Raw genomic sequence first — 8,282 nt, 5'->3', positions numbered from 1 at the left:
GCCAGCCTGCGCACGCGCAACCGGGTGTCGACCGGCAGGAATCCGGCGACGCGATTCGGGCCGAACGCGCGATCTCGCTGACCCCGCACATTACCGAGCTTATCTTCGCCGCAGGTGCCGGCGACAAAATCGTCGGCACCGTGATCGGCAGCGATTATCCGGAAGCCGCGCTCGACATCCCCATCATCGGGGACGGCCTGAATATCAAGGTAGAGAAAGCACTGGCCGTACGTCCCGACGTCGTCATCGCCTGGCAAGCGTCAGGGGCAGCAACGACGCTGACGCCCATGCTGACCAGGCTGCATATACCGCTTATTTACTCTGCGCCGCGCGCGCTGCAAGACATTCCCGCCGAAATCATTCGCTTTGGCAAATTATTCGATACCAGCCGCATTGCCGATCCAGCGGCCAGCGCATTGGCAGGCCGGCTGCGCGAGCTGGAACAACGCTACGCCCAAAGAGCCCCTGTTTCCGTTTTTATAGAAATAGGTACGACTCCCCTTTACACGATAGGCAATGACCCGCTGCTTAACGATGTCCTGCGCATCTGCGGCGGCGTCAATATTTATGGCAGCACGGCCATCGCCGCGCCACAAGTCAGTGCGGAAAGCGTATTGGTCCTGCAACCCGATGCCATCATCGCACCGGCCATCGACGACCAACGCCTGGCAGAGGCCCGACAGCGGTGGTCCGTGCTGCGCCTGCCAGCGGCAAGGCAAGGACATATATACGGTATTGATCCCGACAAGCTCTTTCGCCCCGGCCCGCGCCTGATCGAAGCCGCCGAGTCGCTTTGCCAATATTTGGACAAGGTACGCAAAGGGTAAGGCCGGATACCCCTGCCGCGCGCCAGGCAACCCCACCGCGAGCAGCCCAAATGGATTATGCTTTTACATTGTCGTCGTCGCCTACCTATTTTCCATAAACCATGAATCAAGCAGATACCTTTACCCTTGCTGGCCGCAGCTACACCTCGCGCTTACTCGTCGGCACGGGAAAATACAAAGACTTCGAAGAAACCCGCCTGGCGATCGATGCCAGCGGCGCCCAAATCGTTACCGTCGCCATACGGCGCACCAACATAGGCCAGAATGCAGGCGAGCCCAATCTGCTGGACTTCCTGCCGCCATCCAAGTTCACCATTCTGCCCAATACCGCGGGCTGCTATACCGCCCAAGACGCCGTGCGCACCCTGCGCCTGGCGCGCGAACTGCTGGACGGCCACAACTTGGTAAAGCTGGAAGTGCTGGGCGACAAAGACAATCTGTTTCCCAACATGCCTGCCACCCTGGAAGCTGCCAAGACCCTGGTCGCCGACGGTTTCAAAGTCATGGTGTACTGCACCGACGATCCCATACAATGCCGCATGCTCGAAGACCTGGGCTGTGTGGCCATCATGCCGCTGGCATCGCTTATTGGTTCGGGCATGGGCATTTTGAACCCGTGGAATCTGCGCCTGATCATCGACCAATCGCAAGTTCCGGTATTGGTCGACGCGGGTGTCGGCACGGCGTCCGATGCCGCTGTCGCCATGGAGCTGGGCTGCGACGCCATACTAATGAACACTGCCATCGCTGGCGCCAAGAACCCTATTCTTATGGCCAGCGCCATGAATAAAGCCGTACAAGCGGGCCGCGAAGCCTTCCTGGCAGGGCGCGTACCACGAAAGTTCTATAGCGCCGACCCCAGTTCGCCAACCGAAGGCTTGATCCAACCCAAGGCCTAATACCTGCACATGATCCCAAATACTCTTACGATCGCCGGCGTTGACCCGTCGGGCGGCGCAGGCATACTGGCCGATATCAAGACAATGAGCGCGCTGGGCGCCTACGGCACTGCCGTAGTTGCCGCGCTCACAGCCCAGAATACCCATGCCGTCACCGCCATTTCGCCTATCCCGCCCGAATTCGTGGTCGCGCAAATCGACACCCTGTTTGCCGATGTGCGCATAGACGCCGTAAAAATCGGCATGCTCGGCCAAAAGCTGGTAACACGCGCCGTAGCAGAGCGCCTGGCCCACTGGAAGCCCGCCCACCTGGTACTTGACCCCGTCATGGTCGCTAAAAGCGGCGACCACTTACTGGAAAGCGCGGCAATCACCGAATTGCGCGAAAGTCTGCTGCCGCTGGCCACCATGCTGACTCCCAACCTGCCGGAAGCGGGGGTATTGCTGGGTTCAAGCTCAGTCGAATCAGTCAAGGAAATGCGGCGGGTTGCGGAAAAACTGCGCCGCCTGCTCAACGACCACGGACACCGCTGGGTATTTCTTAAAGGCGGCCATCTGCCCGGCGACGACACCATCGACATTCTTCACGACGGCGACCGCATGATAGAACTTCCCGGACGTCGCATCGCCACTCGTAACACTCACGGCACGGGTTGCACCCTGTCGGCGGCGCTGGCGGCGCTATTGCCGCAGGTCAACGACGTGCCCGAGGCCGCAACTCGCGCCAAGGCTTACCTGGTTGCGGCCATTGCCCGGTCAGGCGAACTCAGCGTGGGCACAGGCCACGGGCCGGTGCAACACTTTCATGCCTGGTGGCCGTCGCCGACCTGACGCTAACCATGGCGCGACAACGCGCACCGAATCCGGCAAATAAGCTATAGTAGATAGGGTATGCGCCTAGTGTCGGCTAGCATTTTGACCGCCTTGCGCTACTATAAAAAATCCTATTTCTTTTTCTTTTGTAGAAGCTATGAACGTCACCGCACTTTCAGAAATCGAACAAGCCCGATTCAACATGGTCGAACAACAAATTCGGCCTTGGGAAGTGCTTGATTTCGACGTGCTGCAGGCACTTTTCGAAGTCCAGCGCGAGCGCTATGTCCCCGCTCCCTTGCAGGGCATGGCTTTCTCCGATGTCGAGCTCCCCCTGATCATTAACTCAGTGGACACGCGCGAAGTCATGCTGACGCCCAAGGTCGAGGCCAGGCTTGCACAAGAACTGCAACTCAAACCGACGGACTGCGTGCTGGAAATAGGCACTGGATCAGGTTACCAGGCCGCCCTGCTGTCCAAGCTGGCCCAGCAAGTAACCAGCGTCGAAGTCGACAGCCGTCTAGCCGCCTTTGCCTTGCAGAACCTGCAACGCAACCACATCGACAACGTCAAAGTCGAAACCGGTGACGCCCATGCGGGATGGGGCACTACCGAATACGATGCCATATTGCTTAGCGGTTCTGTGCCTGTCGTTCCCGACGCGCTCAAGTATCAGTTGCGCATAGGCGGGCGGCTGGTCGTCGTAGTGGGGCAAAATCCCGTCATGACAGCCTGCCGCATTACTCGCACCAGCGCTGCCAGCTTCGAGACTAAAAGCCTGTTCGACACCGTCATTAAACCGTTGCGCGGCGCTTCGGTCTCCCAATTCAAGTTCTAGATGTGCCCAGCCTCCTGGTATGTGAGGTTTGGCCTTACGCTGGCGCTTATTGGCGGCGTGGCCCCAGTCTGTGCTCAAGATCTTCTGCAAATATGGCAAATGGCGCTGCAGCGCGATCCTATATATGCGGCCAGCCGCGCCGGCCGCAATGCCGATCAGGAAAAAATCCCGCAAGCACGGGCACAACTGCTCCCCTATATTAGCGCCGACGCGGTTGCCGAAGTCGAAGACACTCGCCGCCTTCGCGGACTGAATGACAACAACAGCAACCGTCGTGCGCTATGGGCGCTCACCCTCGTCCAGCCAATCGTAAACATCGGTGCGTGGGGCGCGCTTGAACGCGCTGGCTACATCGCCAAGTCAGCCGACGTAGTACAAGAAGCGGCCTACCAGGATCTGGTGTTGCGTGTCGCCCAGGCCTACTTCGATGTGCTTGCGGCCCAGGACACCATACGGGCGCTGCAAGCAGAAAAAAGCGCCATCCAGACCCAGTTGCGGGCGGCCCAGCAGGGCTTCGAACTCGGCAGTATCACTATCGCCGACACCTACGAAGCCCAGGCTCGCCTTGACCTGATCAATGCCGGCGAACTGCGGGCGCAAAACGTCTTGCAGGTCAGCCAGGACCTATTGGCCAAGATCATCAACGAGCGTCCTTCCCAACTCGCCGAACTGGCTCCCGATACGGTATTGCCAGGCCCTGTGCCTAACCGGCTTAGCGACTGGACGACTCAATCCTCTTATGCGAATTTGGCTGTGGCCCAGGCCGAGCTGACCGCCAAGATTATCGAAAAACAGATTGATATCGCAAAAAGCCAGCACTACCCCACCGTCAGCCTGCGCGCGCAAACCGGCAGCGCTTCAGACAACGGTCTGTACAACACGGGCAATGGGCCCAGTGGGCCGCGATCGCTGGACAGCACCGTAGGGATACAGTTATCCATTCCTATTTTTACGGGTGGGGAAATATCATCTGTCGTGCGCGAAGAGGCATCGCGGCTGCAGCAGGCACGATACCAGTTGGAAGAAGCCAAACGGCAAGCCGTGCAGTCCACGCAACAACACTATTCAGGCGTCACTTCGGGGATTGCCCAGATCAATGCCTTGCAAGCGGCTGAAAAATCCAGCCTTGCCTCGCTGAATGCCAACCAAATCGGCTACGAGGTAGGCGTACGCATCAGTATCGACGTACTGAACGCGCAACAACAACTGTACGAAACCCAGCGCAACCTGTCGCGCACCCGCTACGACACCCTGATGAGCAGCCTTAAGCTAAAAGCCAGCAGCGGCATTCTGACTGATCAGGATATTGTCGCTATTAACCAGCTGCTCACAGAAAAGCGGTAATCAACCCCTTATCTTGTTCAACAGTTTCGTCGTGGAACGCTCGAACTCAAACGGAATTGCCACGGCTGTCCCACCCCAGCTTTTTACGCTGGCGGTCTCGGGCAAGCTATCCATATCGTAGTCGCCGCCCTTGACAATCACATCTGGCCGCAACTGCTCGATCAGGGCCTGCGGCGTGTCTTCGGAGAAGTCGGTTACCACCGTAACGCAGGCCAGCGCCGCAACCAGGGCTGCCCTGTCGGCCAGCGTATTCAGCGGCCTATCATCGCCCTTGCCCAGCCGCCGCACCGATGCATCGGTATTGAGCGCCACCACCAGTGTTGCACCCAATTGCGCAGCTTCATCAAGATAACTGGCATGACCTCGATGCAGGATGTCGAATACGCCATTGGTGAAAATCAGCGGGCGCGGAAAAGCGCCGCCTTGCACTGCGGCAACGCAGGCCTCCCGCGACAGCACTTTGGACTCGAAACGCGCCACCATTATGCCGGCGCCACGTCCTTGAGCAATTCTTTACGGTAACGATTCAAATCTTGCACCGTGTTGAAACTGGTCTCCATCAATAACGACATATTGTGCAGAATCCGCGAACTGACCTTGCCTTCCCATTCTTTGTCGAACTGGATCTGGTTATCGAGCCAGTTTTCCAGCCAGCCCGGCGATGGCAGCTTGGACTGGACAGTATCCAGCGGGTACATCTCTTTATTGACGTGCAAATTCGTCGGATGCAAAGCTTGCGGTGTGCGATGTGCCGAAGCCATCAAGACGCCGATCTTCGCAAAAGAAATTCGGGCGCTCGCGCCGAATTCCTTGCTTTGATGCACGAGGGCACGCTTCATGTAGCGCAGGTAGGCGCCAGCATGACGCGCCTCGTCCTGGGCGATAATTTTGTATATCGCCTTGATGACCGGCTCGGTATGCCAGTCCGCAGCGCGGCGATACCAGTGGTTCAGGCGGACTTCGCCGCAGAAATGCAGCATCAGGGTTTCCATTGCCGGTGCAGGATCAAATTCGAAACGCACTTTATGCAGCTCTTCTTCGGTCGGTACGAGCTCGGGGCGGAAACGGCGCAGGTATTCGATGAGCGCCAGCGAGTGCTTCTGCTCTTCAAAAAACCATACCGACATGAAAGCGCAAAAATCGCTGTCGTCACGATTGTCGCGCAGGAACATTTCCGTTGCCGGTAGAGCAGCCCATTCGGTAATGGCATTCATCTTGATCGTGTAGGCCTGGTCGTCCGTCAGCTTGCTGGCGTCGTACTCATCCCAGGGAATATCGGTGCCCATGTTCCAGCGCACCGCTTCCATCGATTTGAACAATTCAGGATAAAGCATAGAAATCTCTCTTAAATATGACGCGTAAGCGCCCAGATGGCCACACCTACAGCCACTGCCAAGACAGCTGTAAGCGCCGTCAGTAGGCGGTTCGTCTGTTGACTCGCACGACGCAGGCGTTCAATTTCCAAGTTTAACCTAGGCCCTGTGTCAGCTCTATTAAGGTTGGAATAAACAAGCCGCGGAATTTGCGGCAGAATCTGCGCCCATTGGCTGGCTTCTTTATCCAGTCGCTTGCGCAGACCTTTGAGGCCTATGCGTTCGTGCATCCAATTTTCAAGGTAGGGCTTGGCGGTTTGCCATAAGTCCAGGTTGGGGTCGAGTTCCCGCCCCATGCCCTCGACGTTCAGCAAGGTTTTTTGCAACAATACCAGTTGCGGTTGAATTTCGACGTTAAACCGGCGCGAGGTCTGGAACAGGCGCAACAACACCTGGCCCAGCGAGATTTCCGACAAAGGCCTGTCGAAATAAGGCTCGCAAACCGCGCGTACGGCCCCTTCAAGGTCTTCTTCCCGTGTTGTGGCGGGCACCCAGCCTGACTCTATATGCAGCTGCGCCACCCGCCTGTAATCGCGCTGGAAAAAAGCCAGGAAATTTTGCGCCAGGTAATTTTTGTCGAACTCGGACAAAGAGCCGACAATACCGAAGTCCAGCGCTATATAGCGGCCCAGCGTATCGGGGGCATCTGAAACAAAAATATTACCCGGATGCATGTCGGCATGGAAGAAGCCATCAGAAAACACCTGGGTGAAGAATATTTCCACACCGGTACGGGCCAATTGCTTGATATCGATGTCGGCAGCCTTCAAGCGTTCGATATGGCTGACCGGAATGCCGCGCATGCGCTCCATGGTGAACACAGAAGTAGCGCAATATTCCCACACCACCTCGGGCACCATCAATAACTGGCTGCGCCCCGTGTCAGGCCCGAAATTGCGCCGCAATTGGCTGCAGTTGGACGCTTCGCGGATAAGGTCAAGCTCGTCATGCAAGTAAATATCGAACTCGGCTACGACCTGCCGCGGCTTCAGGCGGCGCGCATCGGCAGCCAGGCGCTCCACCAGCGCCGCCAGTGTCCGCAATAAGGTCAAATCTTTTTCTATGATTTCGCGCATGCCGGGGCGCAGTACTTTGACGGCGACTTCCCGGCCATCGTGCAATACCGCAAAATGCACTTGCGCTATTGACGCCGAAGCAACCGGATCGGCGTCGAATTGCTTGAATAACGTATGGGGCGACGCCCCCAGGGCCGCTTCGATCAGCGCGGCGGACTGATCCGATGGGAACGGCGGCACACGATCCTGGAGCAACGCCAATTCGATGGCGATATCAAGCGGGATCAAGTCGCGCCGAGTGGAAAGCACCTGGCCAAACTTGACAAAGATAGGCCCCAACGATTCCAGGGCAATACGCAAGCGCACGCCGCGCGCCATCTTGGGCGCACGCCCCAGCCGCACGACACGCAGCAAACCGTAGGCTACGGGGTGCTTGATACCCGACAGCACGAGCTCATCAAGCCGGAAACGCAAGGCAACAAAAATAATGTGAAGCAGGCGAAAGAAGGTAAACATGATCAGGCCTTGTAACCGGCGCTGCGAGACGCCTCGGCCCGACGCGCTACCCTGGCTTCCAGAAGATCCAGCCTGGCGCATAAGCCCTGCAAGCGCGCCATATGGTCGCTGAAAGCCGGGCGGCTTGCCATCATGCCGCTTTCTTCAGACAGGAACTCGCCCACATTTCCCGCCAGGCGAGTCGCCGACAATTGAATACCGCCGACCAGGGTTTTGCCCGCCTGCAGCAAGCGCCGGGCAGCCATGTCGCCAACCAGCTTTGATAAATCTTCCTCAACATCCCATCGCAAGTCCCGCGCCAGGTCGGAAACCAATTGCGCCAACCCGGCATCGCCCTCGATATGCATCAATTCGGTAATAAGAGCGGGATCGCGCGCCCGAAGTACCGCGGGCAGTTCAGGCACCCTGTTTTGCGGAATGGTCAGCGTGACATCCGGCACTACTGCGGGGTCTGAAGATTGGACCAAACCACCCGCCTGTATCGTCAGACTCATTTTCAGATTGCCGACGATGAACCGCGCCGTTTTGCCCGAATGGCGGCTTAAGCGGTCGCGCGCCCACCCTTCGCGTTGCAGCAGCTTATTAAGCGCGCGCGCGTACAGGGCGGTCGGGGCAAGAAATAGAGGCAAAGGAAACATGTTGAGAGTTATGCGGCG

9 protein-coding genes are annotated in these 8,282 nt (G+C 57.8%); 5 read left to right on the top strand and 4 right to left on the bottom strand.

All coding sequences use genetic code 11. The annotated features are described in order from the left end of the window. From ABWO67_RS09160 to ABWO67_RS09140, 5 genes are all read left to right on the top strand, one after another. A partial coding sequence (locus ABWO67_RS09160; RefSeq protein ID WP_353150661.1) for a cobalamin-binding protein occupies positions 1 to 827 on the top strand: 827 nt, incomplete at its 5' end. A 101-nt stretch (positions 828 to 928) separates the two neighbouring features. Beyond that, positions 929 to 1,726, top strand: a complete 798-nt coding sequence (locus ABWO67_RS09155; RefSeq protein ID WP_353150658.1) for a thiazole synthase — start codon at positions 929 to 931, stop codon at positions 1,724 to 1,726. Between the two features lie 9 nt (positions 1,727 to 1,735). Further along, positions 1,736 to 2,557 carry a bifunctional hydroxymethylpyrimidine kinase/phosphomethylpyrimidine kinase gene (gene thiD / locus ABWO67_RS09150; RefSeq protein WP_353150655.1) on the top strand — a complete coding sequence of 274 codons (822 nt, stop codon included), beginning with the start codon at positions 1,736 to 1,738 and terminating at the stop codon, positions 2,555 to 2,557. 139 nt (positions 2,558 to 2,696) lie between these two features. Further along, the gene (locus ABWO67_RS09145) at positions 2,697 to 3,377 is read left to right on the top strand and encodes a protein-L-isoaspartate O-methyltransferase family protein (protein WP_353150652.1); all 681 of its coding nucleotides are present in this window, start codon (positions 2,697 to 2,699) and stop codon (positions 3,375 to 3,377) included. Beyond that, positions 3,378 to 4,721, top strand: coding sequence for a TolC family outer membrane protein (locus ABWO67_RS09140; protein WP_502929989.1), 1,344 nt, complete (start codon positions 3,378 to 3,380; stop codon positions 4,719 to 4,721). On the opposite strand, the gene ABWO67_RS09135 is transcribed toward ABWO67_RS09140, so the two are convergent. The 4 genes from ABWO67_RS09135 to ABWO67_RS09120 are packed head-to-tail and all read right to left on the bottom strand — an operon-like array spanning position 4,722 to position 8,264. Beyond that, complete coding sequence (locus tag ABWO67_RS09135) at positions 4,722 to 5,207, bottom strand: adenylyltransferase/cytidyltransferase family protein (protein WP_353150664.1); 486 nt, start codon at positions 5,205 to 5,207, stop codon at positions 4,722 to 4,724. Continuing rightward, positions 5,204 to 6,055, bottom strand: coding sequence for a ferritin family protein (locus tag ABWO67_RS09130; protein ID WP_353150646.1), 852 nt, complete (start codon positions 6,053 to 6,055; stop codon positions 5,204 to 5,206). Before ABWO67_RS09130 ends, ABWO67_RS09135 begins: the two co-directional genes overlap by 4 nt. Positions 6,056 to 6,066: 11 nt before the next feature. Next, positions 6,067 to 7,626, bottom strand: coding sequence for a ubiquinone biosynthesis regulatory protein kinase UbiB (gene ubiB, locus ABWO67_RS09125; protein WP_353150643.1), 1,560 nt, complete (start codon positions 7,624 to 7,626; stop codon positions 6,067 to 6,069). A 2-nt stretch (positions 7,627 to 7,628) separates the two neighbouring features. Further along, positions 7,629 to 8,264 (bottom strand): ubiquinone biosynthesis accessory factor UbiJ, encoded by a 636-nt coding sequence (locus ABWO67_RS09120; protein ID WP_353150640.1) that lies wholly within the window; start codon positions 8,262 to 8,264, stop codon positions 7,629 to 7,631. Between the last annotated feature and the right edge of the window lie 18 nt (positions 8,265 to 8,282).

Origin of the sequence: Pollutimonas bauzanensis (assembly GCF_040393045.1) — a bacterium.
Taxonomy (GTDB): Bacteria; Pseudomonadota; Gammaproteobacteria; order Burkholderiales; family Burkholderiaceae_B; genus Pollutimonas; species Pollutimonas bauzanensis_A.
The sequence above is the reverse complement of the archived record's forward strand: the minus strand, read 5'-3'. Positions and strand labels throughout refer to the sequence as shown.